We start from the raw sequence: 20,971 nt of genomic DNA, 5'->3' as shown, positions 1-20,971 counted from the left end.
AACAGAAAAACCATCACAATATTTTACGTATAACTGCTGGGCTAGAGTCACGATCGAGGTATAGTTTCACCGGAGACAGGGCAAGATGTATATTAACTTTTTCATTAGTTCCATCGCTGGAATTGTGGTTGTGGTACTAGCGGCTTTTGGCTTACTGCAATGGTTGCACATCCCTGCTGGTAACTTTCTTGATTGGGTAATTGGTGGTGCAAGTTTTTGGTGGCTGTTAGTAATTGTTACCGTACCGTGGAATGTGCATTTTCAAGCTAAAGAAGTCTTAGCAGAAGCAGCACAATCAACTGAAAAAGGAATTCCAGTCGATCAGAAACAAGTGAAGTATGTCACATTGTTGGCGAAGCGATCGCTCTGGGTTGCCATTGCTTTACACTTGTTCTCAGCCGTTGGTCTTTATACTCTGGCTGCCACTGGTATTAGTACGGTGGGATATATAAGCTCTGGTGCAGCTTTGTTATTAACGATTCTGCGTCCAGCTATTCGAGCTTATGAGTATTTATATGCGCGGTTAGCAATGATTCGCCAAGAATGGAAGTATCCACGCGAAGATATTTTTGAACTGCGCGATCGCTTCTCGATATTGGAACAAAAAATCCAGTTATTGGAAGATCAACTCAACCCAGAACAATCTTATTCATTACCCGCAACTCAACAACGCTTTGCCGAAGAGACTCGCAGAGATTTAGCTCGGATTGCAGCTAATTTTGAGGAATTACGGGCGACAAATCAAACTGAACATGAGCGTTTGGCAAGAGAAGCACGAACTGCGATCGCGCAACTTTCCACCGACGGGCAATTTCTCGATCATGTCCGCGAAATTATTCGATTTTTTAAGACAGCTTAATTATTGCTTTAATAACTGACCAAATTTTAAGTTTTGGAGCGTGCTATATAAAAAATATTCATCATCCAAAATTTAAGGGTTAATGAGGCTTTACAAACAGCAAGAGAAGTTTGACATAACAAAAATGTTACTTATTTAGTATATAAAGATACTATGGTTTTCTAGAGCAAGGAAGAAAACCAAATATGTTATAACTTTGTACGGATGATGTTTGGTGAAGCTCACATAACTTCAGGAGTACTTACGGTGAATCAGATACAACTGACTTTAACTATTGGTTATCTGTTAATGACATGTTATTTTTTAATCAATTGGTTAATATTTGCTCTACGTCATCCTGCTTCCACTCCAGAAGATAAATTTTTGTCAGTTGTGATCTTTTTGGTAACAACTATCTTTTGGCCCCTGATGATTCCGATGTCTTGTTTAGAAATAGTTCAAAAAAAGCAAATAGATTTTAATAAAATGATTCCTGTTCTCTTAGCAATATTTATATTTAGTATTTCATATTATTTGATCGAATAATTCATAATTTCTGATCACAAATTGCATAGATATAAAGAGAAGCCGGAGGATTGACTTGTGACCCTCCGGCTTCTTTATGCAATACATTACTTTAACTTCTTAGGCAGTCTACTTATTAAATTGAAAATTTCCTAACGTCGTCTGCTGCCAAAACCACTAGAGCGGCGGGGTGCTGTACTACGTCCACTACCAAAACCACTGCCAGAATTGCGTCTAGTAGTGCTGGAATTACCAGATGGTCGCAACGTACTACCACCAAAACCAGAACCAGAAGGACGGTTATTACCTGTAGTGCTACGTGGTGTATTGCGTATATTCGTATTTCCAGGATATGACCTTCTAATCGTCCCTGTATTGCGGAATGCAGTCCGATTTGTCACGGCTGCGGGTGGTGCATTATAGCGACTTTGGTAGTTTTGGACTGCTTGGCCATAGCTTCCACCATATCCACCAAAGCCACTTAATCCTTGCCCTGATTGATACACAGGGGGTACATAATACTGTGGTCTAAACAACATACTACCAATTGCCTGTCCCGCCAAGCTACCAGCCACAGACCCAGCAAAGGGTGTCCAGAAGCTATTTTCTCGACGGACTACAACCGTCTCTTGTTGTCCTGTTTGGGGATTGGTTTTATTTTCGGTAACGTTGTGGACGTAATCTATTTTAAAGTCTTCCGTTAGATATAAAATCGGTTGTCCTTTTTCTACCTTCAGATAAGTCTTCTTACCTTGCTTGATTTCATCATCAGTTAACCGTGCCATTTGCAAATTTTCGGTTGCAAAGGTTGGGGGATTATTGTTAAGTAAAAACAAGCTGTATTCACCAGTTGCATCGTCATAAGTAGCTTGTTGTATTTTATACTCTCCATCACTCAGCTTTGTGTTAGTAGAGGTTTGGCTAACGTTCTTAGCGGGAGGAGTAGTTTCGTTTCCCCCACCACAAGCGACAGTTGTGACACACAAACTCAGAGCTAAAAAAACGGCTGTAAATTTACGTACTATGGTCATGATCATTGGATTATTGTCCTATCTCTGAGCTTAACAATTTCTCGATGTGAGTAGTAAGTACGGACTACCCAACATATTATAAAGGAATCAATTCTGGGTAATATTGCAACAGTTGATCGCTAGTGAGTTCATCGCCTAACTGTGCTGGGGAAAAATGCACCTGGATTGCCTTTAATCTATGTTTATAGTGCAGATTTATCAATGCTTTCAATCCTTCCTTGAGCGCCTGAACGTTAGAAAGATCGGTTTCTAACTCTGGTACTTCTCCTTCATAAGCTACTGTAATCATTACAATGACGTTGCGAGTTACAGGTATAGATAAAGGTTCATTCAATCCATCAGAACTGTAATCTGGTTCACTGAGATATCTTTCGGCAGAGTCAGTAAATAATTCATTAACATAATCTCCTGCCTCGCCTTCACTCCAAAATACGTCGCCTTCGTTGGCAGCAGAAAGCCAATATTCATCGTATTGTAGAAGAGTTTGGCTAATTTCTACCAATCCTTCTCCTAAAACTTCTAAGTCGCCATCGGCATCGATCGCATCTCGCCCAGCGCTATTTAATACTCCCAAAATTGGCGCTACTTCGCCTCCCCCCAAGTGCAGAAATAGGCGAAAGACTACATAGCGAGTGCGACCGATCATTTTATTAAAAAGATTGCTCATTTTTCCTCCAAAATTTTGTCATTAGTCATTAGTCATTTGTCTAATAATTAATTCCCATTCCCCATTCCCCATATTTAATGACTAATATAGTGAAATCCTTTGACGAAATCTATAATCATACTTGACGAAGGTAAGATGTGTTTTGTCGGTTCATTAGATATATCATCATAAGTTGAAGCATTAAGAGCAGAGCGATTAATAAATCTTTTCCCAAAGTTGGGATGGTCATGGACAATCAATGTGTGGGCGCTAGAATTCGTTAAAACTATTTGAGTTGGGGCTTTACAAAAATTTAACTTTGTGGCTACTTCAATATTTTTTTTCGTCTGTTTAATTGTTGTCGCCTGACTCATGGCTTGCTCTAGAAGAATATTTAATTGTTTCACAATTAGAGGCGATTTTGGCAATTTTAAATCTTGATTTGCAACAATTTCATTGTTAATCATTTCCACGACACTGGAAATATTATTTTGAGTAGATGCCGCATCTAGAAAGGGAAGAATCACAATGTAAGCAGTGGAAAATAATGCTTCATCGCTATCTACATAAAATGTGAAAACAGTTCGACGACGACCACTTTCGATGCTTGGGGGTTGTCTTAGTACACGATATTCCTGAGCAATTTGATAGTAAGCGCCTGCGATCGCAAAATTGGCTTCGTGTTCTAAGGCTGCATCAACAATAATGCGGATTGTCGGCGGTGTTTCGTTAAAAAAGTCTCGTGAGTCTTCGGAATGGAACTTTTGGATAATGGAGCGATCGCCGGCTGGACTAAGATCGACCCATTCACAAATCATACCTTCGGTTTTTAAACCAAACCTGGAGGTGGCGTAAAGCTTGGCCCCAGTTAATGTTGCTCCGGTTAAGTCAGCACCAATCCATTCCGCCCTAATTAATTTTGCCTGAGTTAAATCGGCGTGGATAAAAATTGTATTCGTTAAATTCGCATTGGTTAAATCTGCGCCAATTAAGGTAGCCCCGCTCAATTTTGCACCGCTCAAGTCTGCCCACCGGAGGTTCGCCCCACTCAAATCTGCCCAACGGAGGTTCGCCCCACTCAAATCTGCTCCGCTCAAGTTAGCATGGCTAAGATTCGCTTGTCTGAGTTCAGTATCTCGCAAATTTGCACCACTGAGATCGCAACGACTGAGGTCACTGGCATTTAAGTTAGCCATCTCTAAATTTGCTCCCGTCATGGAAGCCCCTCTCAAGACACTCTCACTTAAGTTAGCGTGGCGGAGATTCGCTTGGCGCAGTGTCGCCTCTCGTAAATCAGCACTAGTGAGGTCAGCCTCTGACAGGTCAGCACGACTGAGGTCAGCGCGAATTAACTCAGCGCGAATCAATAAGGCTCCTTTAAGTTGAGCGCGGCTGAGATCGGCTCGAATCAAATTAGCGACGTTGAGACTAGCGTTATTTAAGATGGCGTTGGATAGATTCACGCCACTGAGTCTGGCTACATTCAGCTTGGCATTGCTCAAGTTAGCTTCGCTCAGATTCGCGCCACTGAGGTTAACTATACTCAAATTAGCATCGCTAAGATTCACGCCACTGAGTTTGACCCCACTTAGATTAGCTTCCGCAAGGTCAATACCACTAAAGTTTAAGACTCCTGCTGCGTACTTTTCTAGTAATTCCTCTACAGTCATCGATGCTACCCCTTGGATGCCAACTTTAATAGTTGGTAAAGTCATAAAAACGGAATGTCAAAATTAAAAATGAATATTGGGATTTTAGGGTTGGGATTGATCGGCGGATCTTTGGGTTTTGATTTGCGATCGCAAGGACATCATATCTTAGGAGTCAGTCGCCGTGAATCTACCTGTCAAAAGGCAGTTGCTATCGGCAGTGTTGATGAAGCATCAGTTGATCTGAGTCTGTTAGCAGCCGCAGAGGTTGTATTTATTTGTACACCTCTAGCGCTTATTGTGCCCCAATTGGAGCAAATGATCGCTCATTTGTCTACAGCTACCATTGTGACTGACGTGGGTTCAGCAAAAGCACAGATAGTCAAAGCGATTTCTCCCCTTTGGGATAATTTTATCGGCGGTCATCCAATGGCGGGAAGAACAGATAGTGGCATAGAAGCTGCACAACGGAATTTATTTGTTGATAAACCTTATGTATTAACACCGATAGCTACAACACCAACTAATGCAATTACGGTTGTAGAAGAAATTGTGCGATCGCTAGGAGCTAATATCTACTATTGTCAACCAGAGCAACATGACCGCGCTGTTAGTTGGATTTCCCATTTACCTGTAATGGTCAGTTCCTCATTGATTGCTGCTTGTTTGAGTGAAACTGACCCCGATGTTTTGGAATTAGCTCAAAAGTTAGCTAGTTCCGGTTTTCGAGATACTAGCCGTGTGGGTGGTGGGAATCCAGAGTTGGGCGTGATGATGGCGCGGTATAATCGTCAAGCATTGCTGCGATCGCTGCAACAGTATCGTCACAATCTTGATGAATTAACTAATTTAATTGAGCAAGAAAATTGGACAGTTTTAGAGCAAAAGTTGAAATCAACAGGTAAGGCACGACCTGATTTTGTTGATTAGGATTCAGGGATCAGGAGTCAGAATGGGCTAAACCTTAGCTATCCGCTAACAGAATTAATTCTGAGCGAAAAAGCAGATAAATAAATTAGTTTAAGACCCCTACTAAATATATATATTTAGTGGTCATAGAAAAACCTGGAAAGTTTTTTCTTGATTCTGGCTCCTGAATTCTTCTGCAAGAATGTTTTTTGATGTAGTTGATAAAGTTAGGTAGCTACTTTCTTTTCTAAATCAATAAACATAGTTATTTAATAATTTTAACAATAAAACTTTTAAAAAAATGCTAATTAACAGTTTAACAGTCACCAAACCGATGTACTATACAGATAAATTTACAAAAATCAACAATGGTAGAACGTCCAATCAAAAAATCGGAACGTCAGTCCCAAGCAAATACTGACAACAATTCCGAAAATAAGGATTCTATAACTCCTATTGAATCCAACCCCAAAAGCTCAAAACCGAGCCGTAACCGCTCGTCTGACAAAGGGAAAAAAGCATCTTACGGAGATGAAAACAGGCAGCAGGGGAATCCTGCCCTAGCGCGTGGCCCAAAACCCGTTAAACCTCCAGTCGCCAAAGTCCAAACAGAAGAACTTGAAACCGAATCGGAAACTATCTCTGAGGAGTCTCAAGACTAACATTACTCCTGCGTGTGATGTGGGAGGCTTTAACTCGTCGTTATAAATATATGAAGACAGGATTTCTGCCTCCGCAGGCAGTAATTATGCCCCCCATCACCATTGGGTTATTTTTATATTCAAATGCTTTTACTAATCAATTTCTGTAACTAGCCATTGCCACTCAGTGACTACAGTTTTGGATATGTTGAGAACCAATTGCTGTCCACTAGAGAGAGGTACATATAGTTTGAGCGCATCAGTTGTTGGCAACTTCGTTAAGATATCAGTTAAGTTATATTCCCCCACATTGGGGACGGGTGCAGTTAAAGCATAAGCATCCGATGCACTGAGTAATTTTCCGGCTACTGTCTCAATCAATAATGGTTGGGGGTGAGCAATTTCAACGACACCCGGAAAAGCAACTAAGCGTAAGCGTAAATCTTTTACTGCACTGGTGTAATTCTGTTTGAACAGCAGTACTTGCCAAGCATATCCTTTTTCATCTTTGATAGATACTTGTGAGTGATAGCGTAAGATACCGGGAGAATCATGATGTTGACGCAACAGTGCTTGCGCTGACTCCACACCCCATCCACATCCAGTTAATGTTAAAAACACTATTAAGGCACAACGCCAAAAATATTGTTGAAATTTTCGCTTCATCTAACATATTTTACAGCACCAATGCCCAATGCCCACTTTCTCTGAGCGTATCGCTAAAGCGAAAGCTCCGCTAACGCGTAGCGTTTCGCAGAGAATCGATTTGTGACAATTCCCCAATTGCTGTAAATGCAAGCCCAAGAAGAAAGTGCAGTAACGGCAGTATCACCTGTAGTCACAAATCATGAACATCCAGACCATTAGTTTAATCATCAGTGACAAACTAATCTATTGGGCAACAATGGCATTGCATCAGTCTGCATTAACAACATTGCAGCAATCTAAGAGGATGTTTGAAAAGTCCTCTTGTCAGTATCAAAAGTTCTAGATCCTCCTAAATCCCTCGATAGATTGGGGAACTTTGATTCCGGTTCCCCCTTTTTTAAGGGGGGTTAGGGGGGATCTCAAAGTGCCTAAAGTCACAGCAAAATGCTTTTCAAACAACCTCTAAAATCGAGTTTCATACTCAACTTGGAATTGATTTTCATCTCCCAAATTAGTTGAGCCTCGCATCAAAATTTCGTCGTTGAGTCGATAAAGGACGTTATAACGGAAAGACTCATCGCTAGAAAGAGGGCGTGATAAAGAAGCAGAGAAATTTCTATTAATATTAAACACACCTTCTGCTGATAAATTCAGAACTGAAGCTGTCCTTGTTTCATTACTAGTAGTAGGGGTAGGGAATATCCGAAATTCGCTGAAACCAACAGCTTGACCGATCGCAGTGATAGTTCCTTGCAAACCACCTAAAATGGTAGAACTAGCGAAATTAGTCAGCCCTTGCCCTGCATCTGCTTGACCGAAAGAACCAAGAATCGAACCACCCAGTAAAGCAACTATTTCTCCCCGACTACGGCTAGGTTCACTTGTCAGTTCCAGATTGTCGCCTAGTTCACTAGCTGGCCCGTCCACTCTTGCTTGAACGCGAACGGTACGTAAAGTACCGAAGTTAGTCGCAGAAACATCGCTGATTTCAGCAGACAATGGGGATTCCAAAATTCTATTGTTTATTGCTGATGCTTCCGGTACGATCGCAGTCAGGCGGACATCCAAAGTAGGGTCAAGTCCTTGGCTGGGAGTAAACCGCGCAGTTTGTTCGTAGCCTCGCGCCAAAGCAAATTCAGTGGAAAATAAGCTCAGTCGTCCTCCTGTCAAACGAATCAATCCTTCAGGAAGTGGCTTGGCTAATGTACCATTAATGGTCAAGTCGCCTTTTGCCTCAAAGTTCAGTATGGGCTGACTTAATGCGGCTCCTCCTGGTACAAAGCTTAGTAGGGGCTCAGTGGTAACACGAACATTGTCATCTAGACTCAACCTTAAATCTGCAAACTCTACAGGTAAATTGGGTGGAGTTGCTGCGGCATTAGCATTATTATCTGGTTTAGTAACTGCGCTACCGCTACTCTCTGGTGTAGTCACTGCGCTAGCGCTACTTTGGGCTGTAGGTATAGCATTAGCGTTAACCTGTTCTCTATTTAAATTTATGACGTTACTGTTAGCTTCTGTTGTAGCGGCTGGTTTTGCTTTAGCAGTATTTCCAATAATCACCTGACCATCACTCAGGTTAATGTCTCCACCAATTACAGGTTTTAGGGCTGTTCCGCGAATTACAACATCGCCGCCGACACCGCCTTCATACAGTCCTGCAAGCTTAAAGTTGAGTTTGTCTGCTATTGATATTGTCAAAGGATTCGCTGCGCCTGGCTGAGGATCAACAATTGGCAGGATGCCTGATGCAGTGATTTGCCCTTTATTGTAAGTAGCTTGAATGTTTTCAACGCTGACCGTATTGCCATTAAATTGCGCTGTCCCTGTCAAATTTGTTAGGGGTTCAGATAAAGCTTGAGCGCGAACAGTTGCATTGTTAACTGTGGCGTTTCCATTGATAATTGGCTCGTTTAAAGTACCCTGAACATTTAAGTCTATTTTTCCTTGACCGTCTACCCAAGTTACTTGATTATTGGTAAACAGATTTAACAGTGCCAATCCTTCATTGTTCACATCGGCGTTGATGCTGATTTGATTGCTATCTGGTTGCACTGCGGCAAATGGTAACGGCGCAGGTACGCTACCTGTAACTGTAACTGGTTGTGTTCCTGTCACTAATAAGGTACTGTCGAAATTCAAACGAGCTTTGTTGTAGTCAAAGTTCACCAGTCCTGTTTGTACAGGTTGCTGGTTGAGAGTTGCATTCGCCAGTGTTATTTCCCCTTGCACTCTGGGATCTTGTAAACTACCTCCTAATGTGGCATCAGCATTTACATTACCAGTGATATCTATGGGATATCTTTCTATAAAAGGTTGTAAAAGTGATAAAGGTAGACTTGCTACATTCAATTTTCCAGATAGCTGCTCAGTTCCTAATTGTCCCGAAAAAGCCACTAATCCTTGATTTATCCCAACACTCAAGGGCGAAAGTGTGACGATTCCATTAGCAAAATTGCCTTGAGCAACAACCTGATTAATGGAGTATTCACCCCATTTCCAGTTAGCACCTTGGAAATTAAAGCCGACATTCAACCCAGATTTTAATGAGCCATTAGCTGTAATTCCTCCACTCAAAGCACCCGTTAATTCTGCAAGGGTGGGTAAAGATAAGTCTCTTTTTGCCTCTACTTGCTGTTGTTTTGCTATGGATGCCGCAATATTAGAGAAATATGCTAACTGTGTTTTCAAATCTGCATTAGGCAAACTGATCGGCTTGGTATTAAGTACTTCTGCTCCAGCCAAGGTTGGAGGCTGCAATCCGGTGCCAAGGTCTTGAAAGTCGAAGATATTAAATGCTTGTAAAAGTCTCTCAATTCTGGCTTGGTCTAAATTAGCTTGTAATTGAAATTGCGGGTCATTCCCTGTTTTCACATTTCCACTGAGGGCGATGTTGCTATCTCCAATCCGCAATCGACCATTAGCCAAGCTAGCAGTACCATCAGCATAATTGATGCTGCCGCGAAATTCGTCTGCTGCAACTCTGGCAACACGAGGCCCTGCGATCGCAACGTCTCCCGCAACTGCATAATTATTAAGATTGACAACTAAATTTCCTGATAATTGCCCCCCTAAAGGTTTCAACTGATTGTTAGGTAAAAAGCCCCCAATCAAAGCTATCGGAAACTGTTGGGCGTTGATGAGTAAGTTCTCTCCCTCAGTTCTACCTGTAGTAACTGCCTCATCCCGCTTGACTAAAAATGAAGTTGGACGATAATCTGCACCCAGGTTAAGCGCAATCCTGTCTTGCTTCCCGGCTAATCGCAGACTTGCTCCCTGTCCCCCTTGAAAATTCACGTTTCCAGTTAAAAGTGGGTCAAACGCTAAATTACTAACCTGGAAATTCCGCAGCCGGATATTGCCGTTAGCTTGAGGTACATCTGGAGTACCTGTAACTTTTCCATTAAAATCAAGTACCCCCGCTAACGCTACGTCACCAGGAACTTGAAAACCAGTATTTTTTAAGTTGAAATTCTGTGCCAGTACATTTAAATCAAATCCCGCAATTTTAGGTGCGCCTGTTGGTGGAGACTGAATAGCGATCGCACCATTAGCACTCAATCCTTGGGTACTTGCGTTTTCAACTATAATCTGCTTTCCATTCCACTGAAATTGAGCCGTTAGCGGTTTCGCCAGTAGCGCTACTCCTTGGGAAAGGCGGATTTGCCCGGCGGCGCGAATATCTGCAAGCTGGAAAGATTGTGTTGTGCCTGATAACTGAAGATTGCTATTGAGCCGTCCTCGTAGTTGTGGTGAAAAACGGTTGAGTTGAATTTGAGCAGTGTTGACAGCTGCTTGCCAGCGTTGTTGTGCAAGTTGACCTTTCGCCCTAATTGTCCCACCTGCCACGTTCAACACGGCATCTGGAAAGACGACATTCTCTCCTTGTTTGGTAACAACAACCCTGCCGGTAGTGGGATAGGTGGCTTTCGGCGCTTGCACCCGCGCGACTGCTTGCAGGTTGCTCAGAGTGCCGGAAATATCGGCATTTGCGGATACATTCCCAATGGTAATGCTGGGTGAGGATTTGTATGCTCGTGCGATCGCATCCCCTGGTAAATTTTGGGCTTGGACATTCAACGCCACCCTACCTTGAGGTGCAAGCTGAAGTTGACCGCTAGCTATTACTTGCCCTCCCACCTCTGGATTTGCTTGAACGCGAGCAACATTGACATTTAAAGGTGTACCTAGCGATCCAGAAACTTTAGCGTTCGCAGATATACCACCAAGATTTAGAGGAGTTGAAATATTGTAACCTTGAGCGATCACATTTCCTGGTAAACCTTGAGCTTCAATACCTATATCTACTTGACCTTGGGGAGCGAGTTGAATTTGACCACTGGCTGTAATTTGCCCCCCTGTTGGCGGCGTTACCTGAACACTGGAAACATCAAGGTTCAACGGCTGTTTACCAAGTGAGCCAGAGACTTCTGCTTTTGCCGAGACATTTCCAACTGCGATCGGTAAACTAACGCCATAGCCACGCGCTAATATATCCCCAGATACACCGTCAACTTGAGCATTAAATCTTATGTCGCTTTTGGCTCCTAAATTAGCTTGACCGCCTCCTGTGATTTCACCACCGGCTGCGGGAACTATTTTCAAATTAGAGACAGCAAGTTGAGATGCCGTTTGAGAGACATTCAAGCGGAAATCAGTATTGATGGCTTTGAAGAGAACGCGGTCAACTTGAATAGGTTTTGTGTTGCTTACTGTACCGCTAAGGACTGGTTTTTGAAGTGCGCCTAACACCTGAATATTTGCTTGAATTTCGCCACTAGCTGGGACTGACGAATTTACATTCAATGTATCTAAAATATTTTTAGCACTAACTGGTTTTATCTGAGCAGAGACATTAAAACCAGTTTGACTATTAATTGTTCCATTAGCCAGAATGGGGACTTTGCCAAAGTTCGTACTCAAATTTTCTAAAGCAACTGTCTGACCTTGAAATGAAAATCTCCCATTAAAATTAGAAACTTGCTGAGGGATATTTTGAATTTTGGCAGTGATTTGATTAGCAGTAGCCGTGCCTGTAATTGCTATGTCTGACAGTTTGGGTGGAATCTGAACTGCTAAGTCAGCATTTAAATACCCTGCTTGCAAGGCAATTGGTAACTCAATTAATCGACTTATATCAGATGCTTGTAAATTTTGTGTTGAAAGGTTGAGGCTAGTTGTTTGAGCTTTTAGTTGGGTTTCACCAGCGATTTTCACTGCGCCTCCCCTGGCCAGTTGAGCATTGATGTCATAACCAATCCTTTGATTTTGATCAAAAAATCGGGCAACACCACCAACTTGATTTAATATTACTGAACCTTTCGGTCTAGTTGGTGCGGCGAACGGCATCAACTCCACATTTCCATCTTGAATTTGAAGTGTTTCCAAATCGGTTTGAATAGCACCTTTTCCTTCTCCAGCCTTGACTTGGGCTGTAACCCAACGACCATCTCGATCCTGTTGAATGTAGACATTGGGCTGAACTAAAGTTACATTTAATACCAGTTTTCGAGTTAAGAAAACTTGCAAAGGCGAGAACTGCACATCCAAGGCTTTTGCTACCACTTGGTCTGCATCGGTGGTAGTTGCTGGTATGGATAAAGAGCTAAATCTCAAACTAGAGAGCGAAAAACGTTCAACTTTCCCTACTTTTACTGGTCGCCCAAGCAATTGTTCGAGATTTTGCTGCACTAATGGCGCTAAATCCTTATATACATAGCTTCTAGCCCACCAAGCACCGACTGCAATTCCAACCAGCAAAATGACACCGAGAGCCAAACTGGTACGTCCTAAAAGGAGGAGCCATAAACGAGGATTAGATGGTTCCTGATTATTTTTTGAATTTGGAGAGCGTGTCATTATCGTTACTAGTACCAGTACTTTTTTCTGGAGTGAGCCGAGAGACAGGCTAGTACCGCAAGGCGGAATTAAAAATTAAAAATTAAAAATTAAAAATGAATACAGCATAGGCATTTCGTTGATTTGGAATAGGTGGTTTATTTACGCCGTGCCGTACTAGCCTCATTTGTATCAGTAAGTTACAAACTATGGTTTCATAATATGAAGACTTTCGCAAGAACTTTGCGGCAGGCTACTTCTATTCTCCAGGAGAAGCTGCCCCAATGAGACGCTTTGTAAATGTTTCATATTATTCCATAATCTTGCATAATTCCTGAATATATTTTGTGATAACTCCTGTATATACAACCCTGGTTAGAAAATTAAAACTCTGTATAATCTAACTTAATATAGATGACAGAAAGTAACTTTAAATTTAAGGGTAATCTAGAGTTGAATGAAATTCCTGAAGCTAGATTTAAATTCCCCGTTCTTGAAGAAGTCGGGCATTTGGGCAGCAATTTTACTCAATTAATACTAATTTTATGTATACTGAATTAGGCTGAATCTATTTAGACAAATTATGGATTACAGCTTAATCATGGTAGTTTAAATAATTGAAAAAAGTTAGCTTATTTTTATTTAGAAAAAAACTTATAGTTGATTAATGCACCCAGCTAGAAAGGTAAAATGAGACATCTATCTTTATTCAGTAATGGGATGCGAATGTCTCCGACAAACTACGTGAACGCACTTAAAAAAAACAGATAATTTTATCCACTAATTCATCAAGTGAAACATGAGATTCCGGCGGTGCTACTACACATCAACACGCCGGAACTATATCAAGAAAAACTGTTTAGTCTTAGACAGCAACAATTACTAACAAGATTATTGGCTTATCTAAAAATTTAGAAACCTGAGCTTTTAGATTACTCCATCGCCAACCCGATCATTGCTCGCTTGAATCATCAATCATTTCTGGTACTAAAGCTGGGTTACTCTTGCGTTCTTCTGGCGATTGCTCCCGAATAACATCGTCAATTCTCGCAGGGTGTTTGATTTTGTCCAGTAGCTCTGGACTTAGTTGCGACGGTTCACCTTCTGGATTCGATTTTTCAGCTTGACTAGGAACTGTTTCCTTATTCATCACTATTTCCCAAAACTTATACGCCAAGCTTAAGTCCTTCTGTGGTGAGGCATACACTATCTTGAGACTTATTTCACGCAGTGGTAGGTAACAAGTTCTGTTAATCTTTGGGTTGCCGATTGTCTAAAACTCCATGAGTTTAGTAGCAATCGCGTGCCTTGTGTACTCAAAGAGATTCAGCTACATTAAGTCCATAGGAAAGCAGTTGACAAATAATTTGTCGCTCTACAACAACAAAATCGGGATGACTGGATTCGAACCAGCGGCCCCTTCGTCCCGAACGAAGTGCGCTACCAAGCTGCGCCACATCCCGCCATAAAAATGGCATTGTAAATTAAGAATATCACAACCCGTGCTAAATGACAGAATTACATCTATATATATATGAATATATGATCGCTTCACCCAAGGCTTTGCTTGCTACGATTAAATTTGTATAACTCTAGTGGTAAAAGCGGATTGTGACTGTAAAACCAGACTGGTTGCGGGTAAAAGCACCTCAGCGTGAGCGCATCGGTAACGTTAAAGACATTTTGCGGGATTTATCCCTCAATACAGTTTGTGAGGAAGCATCCTGTCCGAATATTGGCGAATGCTTCAATGCCGGTACTGCTACGTTTTTGATTATGGGCCCGGCTTGTACACGCGCTTGTCCCTACTGCGATATTGATTTTGAGAAAAAACCGAAACCACTAGACCCCACGGAACCTGCACGACTAGCAGAAGCTGTTCGCCGCCTGAACCTTAATCATGTAGTAATCACTTCTGTAAATCGAGATGATTTGTTTGATGGTGGTGCATCTCAGTTTGTGGCGTGTATTGATGCGGTTCACTCTGTTTCACCTAACACCACAATTGAGGTGCTAATTCCTGACTTGTGCGGTAATTGGAATGCTTTAGAGTTGATTCTACAAGCAGCGCCAGAGGTATTAAACCACAATACCGAAACTGTTCCACGACTGTATCGCCGGGTGCGTCCCCAAGGAAACTACGATCGCACATTAGAATTATTACAGCGAACTCGCCAACTTTCTCCTAGCACATACACAAAATCTGGGATTATGGTTGGACTCGGTGAAACTGATGCCGAAATTCGCCAAGTCATGCAAGACTTACGAACCGTAGATTGCGACATTTTGACAATTGGGCAATATCTCCAACCCAGTCAAAAACATTTACAAGTAAATGAATTTATCAACCCAGAACAATTTGCTGCTTGGAAGACATTCGGCGAAGAAATCGGATTTTTACAAATTGTTTCTTCTCCATTGACAAGAAGCTCATATCATGCAGAACAGGTCAGGGAATTAATGGAACGTTATCCTCGGCGCTAATTTTAGATTTTAGATTTTAGATTGCTAAGAGAATAGGGTGATTGGGTAATGGGGAGAATGGTGATTAATGACTAATTCAAAATCTGTAGCAATTCTTGGTGCGGGTGCTTGGGGTGCATCTCTGGCAAATCTCGCCGCAGCGAATGGTCATCAGGTGCGCGTGTGGTCGCGTCAAGGTTCCCAAACTCTCCAAACAGTGTTAGAAAATGCCCAAATAATCCTATCCGCTATCTCAATGATTGGTGTGAGAGATGTTGCTTCCCAAGTCAAGTCTTTCCCCCTTTCTCCAGAGACGATTTTTGTGACGGCGACCAAAGGCTTAGATCCCCAAACCACTTGCACGCCGTCGCAAATTTGGCAAACAGTATTCCCTAACCATGCAGTGGTTGTTTTGTCTGGGCCTAATTTATCTAAAGAAATTCAACTAGAGTTACCAGCAGCAACAGTGGTAGCCAGTAATATTCCCACAGCTGCGGAAGTAGTGCAGTTAGTATTTTCTTCTCATCGTTTCCGGGTATATACCAATCCCGACCCCTTGGGGGTGGAACTGGGGGGAACGCTAAAAAATGTGATTGCGATCGCAGCTGGTGTGTGCGATGGTTTACATCTAGGAACCAATGCCAAAGCTGCTTTAGTCACCCGTGGACTCACAGAAATGGTTCGCATCGGTAACGACTGGGGTGCAAAGACGGAAACATTTTATGGATTATCGGGTCTAGGAGACTTGTTAGCAACCTGCAATAGTCCCTTAAGCCGCAATTACCAAGTCGGCTACCAGCTAGCTGGTGGTAAGACACTTAAAGAAACTCTTGCAAATTTACAAGGAACAGCCGAAGGAGTGAACACTTGCCAGGTTTTGATGCAACGAGCCAAGCAACAAAACATTCCAGTTCCAATTACTGAGCAAGTTTATCGGTTACTTCAGGGAGAAATCACACCCCGACAAGCGCTTGATGAACTGATGCTGCGAGATATCAAGCCAGAGTACAACTACTAGAGCATCCCCAATACTTTTCGGATAAACCCAATAATCTCTCTTTTGGTCTGGGGAAAGCTTACTGGGTTTGGGGTAAAGGTAAATTTAAACCCTTTCCCTTTCCCCTTTCCCTCTTAACCGAAAAGTATTGAGAGCATACCCATGCTGTAGCAGGTATGAATTGCCCCTACAGCATGAGTATAGTTTTGCGTAAATCATATTCAAGTTGAAATTGACGGGTTAGCAAGACACGGAGAGAGTATTTAATAACTTTCCTACGTTTTCTATCTCCGTATCGATAGAATTTTTGCTGTTAATACTAATCACTTGCCCGATATCTATTAGTTCTACTTATACCTGAATAATCCTGAGAAAAAATTGCTAAATCGTCAGGATATTACTTTTGTAACCATGTAAATGTGACTATGCCAATTATAAAGATGACATTCACTGAAGGATGTTTATACTGTGTTACAAAAGTTACAATCACAACCCACCAAGGTTGAAATGTTAACTAAGTAGTTGAAATATTGAAAGCCTAGCTGCCGATTTAAATAGCTATTGGTTAAATCAAAAATTTAGCAGCCAATTAAGTCCAGTAATACTGTATCCAATAAAACCATTACAGTTAATTTCTAAAAAAATTGTAATGGAACCTTCAACTATGTTAGTTCATCGTTAATCGCGGGAACAATAGCAACAGTTGAATAGCTGACCGTAATCTAAGCTGACCGAAATCTATTGTTACCTGGAGCCATTGAGACGATCTTATGCCAGCAACATCTTTTTATGCAGACGCCCCCTACAACACCAAAAAGTCCCGCCAGGCTTTGGACTCGGATCTCACGGTTGATGACAGTGAGTTATCGGTAGATGACCTACAGGAGCTAGAGATCGCTTCTGTTGACAATGCTAACTTTGCTGCTAGCAGTAACCGTCGGAGTACAGACCTAGTACGTCTATATCTTCAAGAAATTGGTCGGGTTCGCTTGTTGGGGCGCGATGAAGAGGTTTCAGAAGCTCAAAAAGTCCAGCGTTACTTGCGGATGCGGATAGTACTTGCTAAGGCCGCCAAGGAAGGGGATGAAGTGATTACGCCCTATTTGAGGTTAATTGAAGTTCAAGAACGTCTAACCTCGGAACTAGGACATCGCCCATCTTTGGAAAGATGGGCTGCTACTGCTGATATAGTTTTATCCGATCTTAGGCCAACTTTGGCAAATGGCAAACGTCGCTGGGCAGAAATTGCCAAGTTGACTGTAGAAGAGTTGGAGCAAGTTCAGTCCCAAGGACTCCAAGCAAAAGAACACATGATTAAGGCGAATCTTCGCTTAGTTGTGTCTGTTGCTAAAAAGTATCAAAATCGTGGTTTGGAATTGTTGGATTTAGTCCAAGAAGGCACACTAGGTTTGGAGCGGGCTGTAGAAAAATTTGACCCAACTAAGGGTTATCGCTTCAGTACTTATGCTTACTGGTGGATTCGTCAGGGAATTACACGAGCGATCGCAACTTCTAGTCGCACTATCCGCCTTCCGGTTCATATTACCGAAAAGTTAAACAAAATCAAAAAGGCTCAACGCAAAATTGCTCAAGAAAAAGGTCGCACCCCAACTCTAGAAGATTTAGCAACTGAGTTAGAGATGACACCGACTCAAGTACGAGAAGTTTTGTTGCGGGTTCCTCGCTCCGTTTCTTTAGAAACCAAAGTAGGAAAAGATAAAGACACTGAGTTAGGCGAATTACTAGAAACCGACAGTGTAACCCCAGAAGAAATGTTAATGCGAGAATCTTTACAAAGAGACTTGCATCATCTTCTGTCAGATTTAACTAGCCGGGAACGCGATGTAATTTTGATGCGGTTTGGTTTGGCAGATGGTCATCCTTATTCTTTAGCAGAAATTGGCCGCGCTCTCGACTTATCCCGCGAACGAGTTCGACAAATAGAATCCAAGGCTTTGCAAAAGCTACGCCAACCTAAGCGTCGCAACCTGATCCGCGATTATTTGGAATCTCTAAGTTAGTCAATGATCGAGAGTCATTTGTCATTAGTCATTTGTCATTAGAAAACTACACTTGACAAATGACTAGGGACAAAGGACTGATCTTATCACAGATTGAAAGCCTTTTAGACGCTTATAGCAAGTAATTTGCATTTAATTAGATAAGAGTTCCCCCAGAGCTTTGCTCAGATATCTTGAAGGTGGGGATCGATTAAACAATTCAAAATTCACTCATCTAAAATTTAAAGTCAAGGGATGCAATCGTTACAAGTATCCTAACTATTAACTGTATGCAAATTAAATGCAATACAGCTTATTATTTGAATTTTGATCAAGATTTTATGAATTGTTCTTAAATATTTAGCATAAATTCTCAATAGGCAATGATTGTTGCAAATTGCTCCCAAGATTTGTTATATTCTCAACTAACAAGCTTTGTTGAGAAATATTAGTATGACTGTCTACACAACTACTTCACTCAAGGCAGAACTGAACGGGCGAGGCTGGCGATTAACTCCCCAGCGCGAAACAATTTTACACATTTTTCAAGAACTTCCGCAAGGTGAACATCTAAGTGCGGAGGATCTTTATCATCGGTTAGAAACTGATGGTGAAGGGATCAGTCTGTCAACTATTTATCGGACTTTGAAGTTGATGGCCAGGATGGGAATTTTACGGGAATTAGAACTGGGTGAAGGACATAAGCATTATGAGATCAACCAGCCTTATCCTCATCATCACCATCACTTGATTTGTGTTAGATGCAACTCAACTATTGAGTTTAAAAATGATTCAATTTTAAAAATTGGATCGAAAACTGCTCAAAAAGAAGGTTTCCACCTGCTTGATTGTCAAATGACAATCCATGCTGTGTGTCCCAAGTGCCAACGGGCGCTGATGCCGCTTTAGCACTTGGGTAAATAATCAGACGAACCTACTCAAATTAACCAAATAAGTGGAATTTTGAGCAGTTCGTAATTTGCTGTTACTAGAGGCTAGCAACGAGTTGGGAACTGATACTAACAACACCAAAGCGGATGTTAAAAGCGTCCGCTCTTAAGATCCTTGAGGCTGATGCCGTAGAATTCTTGGGCTTGTTTAATCGCTTTTTTGGTGTCATCTGCCATTACACCGTTCAGCTTGCCTTTATAAAAACCCCGCTCCCGTAGTCGCGTTTGGATTTCCAGGGTATTAAATTCGCTTTTTTTAGCAGTATTAACTGAGCTATATAACTTAGCTCGTGTAGTTGGGCCAGCAACGCCACTTGCTGCTAAGAAATTAGCTGCCTGGAATCTTCGTACAGCATCGGCAGTGTAGGGGCCATAGTAGCCATTTGGCTCTCCCTCTAAATATCCTGCCTGGATCAATTGTTCTTGGATGATTCTAACTGACTCACCGCGATCGCCTACACGGAGTTTGTCTCGATTGACTACCTTTTTGGGAGCCTCTTCTCCATCGCCAATGCCAATTCCTGGCAATTTACGCAATGTTGCGGGGCCAGCAATTCCATCAACGCTTAATTTATAAGAATCTTGGAACCGCTTTACAGATTCTTCGGTAATTGGGCCAAATATTCCTGTGGCGTTCCCATAATAAAAGCCTGCGATTCTTAAGCGTTCTTGCAAGGCTCTGACAGCTTCACCTTCATCACCCTTAGCAAGGTAGTTAGGATTACGGCGTTGGTTGGTGGCTGAACGAACCGAACTAGTAGTGCTGGGCTTTTTAGCTTGTGTACTGACAACAGTGGCTTTTTTTGCTTGTGTTGTCGTAGTACTGGGCTTTTTAGCTTGCCAGTTTTCTAACTTTTGCAGTGTGCTTGCTCCAACAATGCCGTCCACTGGTAAACCGGCGGCTTTTTGGAAGCGGCGCACAGCCTCTTGTGTGGATGCGTCATATACTTGGGTAACAGAGGATTGGTAAAAACCTGCTGTTCTCAACTTTTGTTGGAGATTTCTAACAGAGGGGCCTTGATCGCCTTTTTCGAGTGCTATAACGCTGCTGACAGCGCCAAGAATAGACAAGGACAGAGCAAGGGGCAACATATACTTCCAAGCCCTACCAGAAAGCCGTTTCCAGTCTGGTGCAGCTGCTTTGTTAAACAAAGAACTGAGGGATACCAATTCACTGGGTGTGCTGTCTTCGTAGGCGAAAGCTAGGTGCAAATACGCAAGATTTTCCATATTTGTTTCCTACACCATTGATTTTTCTTCGATAACTGCTTCAGCTTGATGTACTAGGTTCCTCAAAGCTTCTAATGTTCCTATATTTACATCCTCCCATAAATTGCGCTTGTGTGCTTCTAATAATTTTTCAGCAATATCACGCAGAGCGTAAGGGTTCTTTTCCTGAATAAATTCTGACACAACTGGATCGAGCAAGTAAGCCTCTACTATGCCTTGATACATATAATCTTCTACACATTTAGCTGTAGCGTCGTAGGCGAATAAAAAATCTACTGTCGCCGCCATTTCAAAAGCACCTTTGTAACCGTGGCGCATAACTCCGGCAATCCATTTAGGATTAACTACACGAGAACGATACACCCGTGAAATTTCTTCTTTGAGTTGGCGGACTCGTGGTTGAGCGGGTATGGAATTATCACCAAAATATGTTTGGGGGTTTTTTCCCTGTAGAGAACGCACGGCTGCGGTTAAGCCACCCTGAAATTGGTAATAATCATCAGAATCAAGTAGGTCGTGTTCGCGGTTATCTTGATTGTGCAGGACAACTTGCATTTGGGATAAGCGTTGCTTGAAGGCTTCGGTATTGGGGATTGGGGACTGGGG

Annotated in this window: 15 protein-coding genes and 1 tRNA gene; 7 read left to right on the top strand and 9 right to left on the bottom strand. The window is 42.1% G+C overall.

Annotation, left to right across the window (positions count from 1 at the left end; all coding sequences use genetic code 11):
* The first annotated feature begins 85 nt into the window (after positions 1 to 85).
* Positions 86 to 859 carry a hypothetical protein gene (locus G1O98_RS01020; RefSeq protein WP_163926768.1) on the top strand — a complete coding sequence of 258 codons (774 nt, stop codon included), beginning with the start codon at positions 86 to 88 and terminating at the stop codon, positions 857 to 859.
* 656 nt (positions 860 to 1,515) lie between these two features.
* Here G1O98_RS01020 and G1O98_RS01015 read toward each other — a convergent pair.
* The 3 genes from G1O98_RS01015 to G1O98_RS01005 all read right to left on the bottom strand — a co-directional run bounded on the left by G1O98_RS01015 (position 1,516) and on the right by G1O98_RS01005 (position 4,710).
* Positions 1,516 to 2,400 (bottom strand): hypothetical protein, encoded by an 885-nt coding sequence (locus G1O98_RS01015; RefSeq protein ID WP_163926767.1) that lies wholly within the window; start codon positions 2,398 to 2,400, stop codon positions 1,516 to 1,518.
* Positions 2,401 to 2,470: 70 nt separating this feature from the next.
* Entirely contained in the window at positions 2,471 to 3,061 is a 591-nt protein-coding gene (locus G1O98_RS01010; protein WP_163926766.1) for a DUF1517 domain-containing protein, read from the bottom strand.
* Between the two features lie 74 nt (positions 3,062 to 3,135).
* A complete protein-coding gene (locus G1O98_RS01005) occupies positions 3,136 to 4,710 on the bottom strand; it encodes a pentapeptide repeat-containing protein (RefSeq protein WP_163926837.1) in 1,575 nt (524 codons plus the stop codon).
* Between the two features lie 69 nt (positions 4,711 to 4,779).
* On the opposite strand from G1O98_RS01005, the gene G1O98_RS01000 reads away from it, so the two are divergent.
* Both G1O98_RS01000 and G1O98_RS00995 read left to right on the top strand, forming a co-directional pair.
* Positions 4,780 to 5,619 (top strand): prephenate/arogenate dehydrogenase, encoded by an 840-nt coding sequence (locus G1O98_RS01000; protein WP_163926836.1) that lies wholly within the window; start codon positions 4,780 to 4,782, stop codon positions 5,617 to 5,619.
* Positions 5,620 to 5,966: 347 nt separating this feature from the next.
* Positions 5,967 to 6,260, top strand: a complete 294-nt coding sequence (locus G1O98_RS00995) for a hypothetical protein (RefSeq protein WP_163926765.1) — start codon at positions 5,967 to 5,969, stop codon at positions 6,258 to 6,260.
* A 132-nt stretch (positions 6,261 to 6,392) separates the two neighbouring features.
* Here the strand turns inward: G1O98_RS00995 and G1O98_RS00990 are convergent, their stop codons facing one another.
* The 4 genes from G1O98_RS00990 to G1O98_RS00975 all read right to left on the bottom strand — a co-directional run bounded on the left by G1O98_RS00990 (position 6,393) and on the right by G1O98_RS00975 (position 14,188).
* A complete protein-coding gene (locus G1O98_RS00990) occupies positions 6,393 to 6,905 on the bottom strand; it encodes a DUF3122 domain-containing protein (RefSeq protein WP_167306168.1) in 513 nt (170 codons plus the stop codon).
* A gap of 444 nt (positions 6,906 to 7,349) precedes the next feature.
* Positions 7,350 to 12,746: a translocation/assembly module TamB domain-containing protein gene (locus tag G1O98_RS00985; RefSeq protein WP_163926764.1), complete on the bottom strand. Its 5,397-nt coding sequence runs from the start codon at positions 12,744 to 12,746 to the stop codon at positions 7,350 to 7,352.
* A 931-nt stretch (positions 12,747 to 13,677) separates the two neighbouring features.
* Positions 13,678 to 13,875 (bottom strand): hypothetical protein, encoded by a 198-nt coding sequence (locus G1O98_RS00980; RefSeq protein ID WP_012407746.1) that lies wholly within the window; start codon positions 13,873 to 13,875, stop codon positions 13,678 to 13,680.
* A gap of 239 nt (positions 13,876 to 14,114) precedes the next feature.
* Positions 14,115 to 14,188: transfer RNA gene (locus tag G1O98_RS00975), tRNA-Pro, on the bottom strand.
* 148 nt (positions 14,189 to 14,336) lie between these two features.
* Here G1O98_RS00975 and lipA point away from each other — a divergent pair.
* The 4 genes from lipA to G1O98_RS00955 all read left to right on the top strand — a co-directional run bounded on the left by lipA (position 14,337) and on the right by G1O98_RS00955 (position 19,094).
* Positions 14,337 to 15,209, top strand: coding sequence for a lipoyl synthase (gene lipA, locus G1O98_RS00970; RefSeq protein WP_163926763.1), 873 nt, complete (start codon positions 14,337 to 14,339; stop codon positions 15,207 to 15,209).
* A 67-nt stretch (positions 15,210 to 15,276) separates the two neighbouring features.
* Positions 15,277 to 16,206 carry an NAD(P)H-dependent glycerol-3-phosphate dehydrogenase gene (locus tag G1O98_RS00965; protein WP_163926762.1) on the top strand — a complete coding sequence of 310 codons (930 nt, stop codon included), beginning with the start codon at positions 15,277 to 15,279 and terminating at the stop codon, positions 16,204 to 16,206.
* 749 nt (positions 16,207 to 16,955) lie between these two features.
* The gene (gene sigC / locus G1O98_RS00960) at positions 16,956 to 18,206 is read left to right on the top strand and encodes an RNA polymerase sigma factor SigC (RefSeq protein WP_163926761.1); all 1,251 of its coding nucleotides are present in this window, start codon (positions 16,956 to 16,958) and stop codon (positions 18,204 to 18,206) included.
* A 432-nt stretch (positions 18,207 to 18,638) separates the two neighbouring features.
* Positions 18,639 to 19,094: a transcriptional repressor gene (locus G1O98_RS00955; protein ID WP_114080112.1), complete on the top strand. Its 456-nt coding sequence runs from the start codon at positions 18,639 to 18,641 to the stop codon at positions 19,092 to 19,094.
* Positions 19,095 to 19,225: 131 nt separating this feature from the next.
* On the opposite strand, the gene G1O98_RS00950 is transcribed toward G1O98_RS00955, so the two are convergent.
* Positions 19,226 to 20,365: a peptidoglycan-binding protein gene (locus tag G1O98_RS00950; protein ID WP_163926760.1), complete on the bottom strand. Its 1,140-nt coding sequence runs from the start codon at positions 20,363 to 20,365 to the stop codon at positions 19,226 to 19,228.
* A 9-nt stretch (positions 20,366 to 20,374) separates the two neighbouring features.
* Positions 20,375 to 20,971, bottom strand: a 597-nt coding sequence (locus G1O98_RS00945) for a cobaltochelatase subunit CobN (RefSeq protein ID WP_175586458.1), incomplete at its 5' end; no start/stop codon positions are given.

The sequence above is a fragment of the Nostoc sp. UIC 10630 genome (genome assembly GCF_010747425.1).
In the GTDB taxonomy this organism is placed as follows: Bacteria; Cyanobacteriota; Cyanobacteriia; order Cyanobacteriales; family Nostocaceae; genus Nostoc.
The sequence above is the reverse complement of the archived record's forward strand: the minus strand, read 5'-3'. Positions and strand labels throughout refer to the sequence as shown.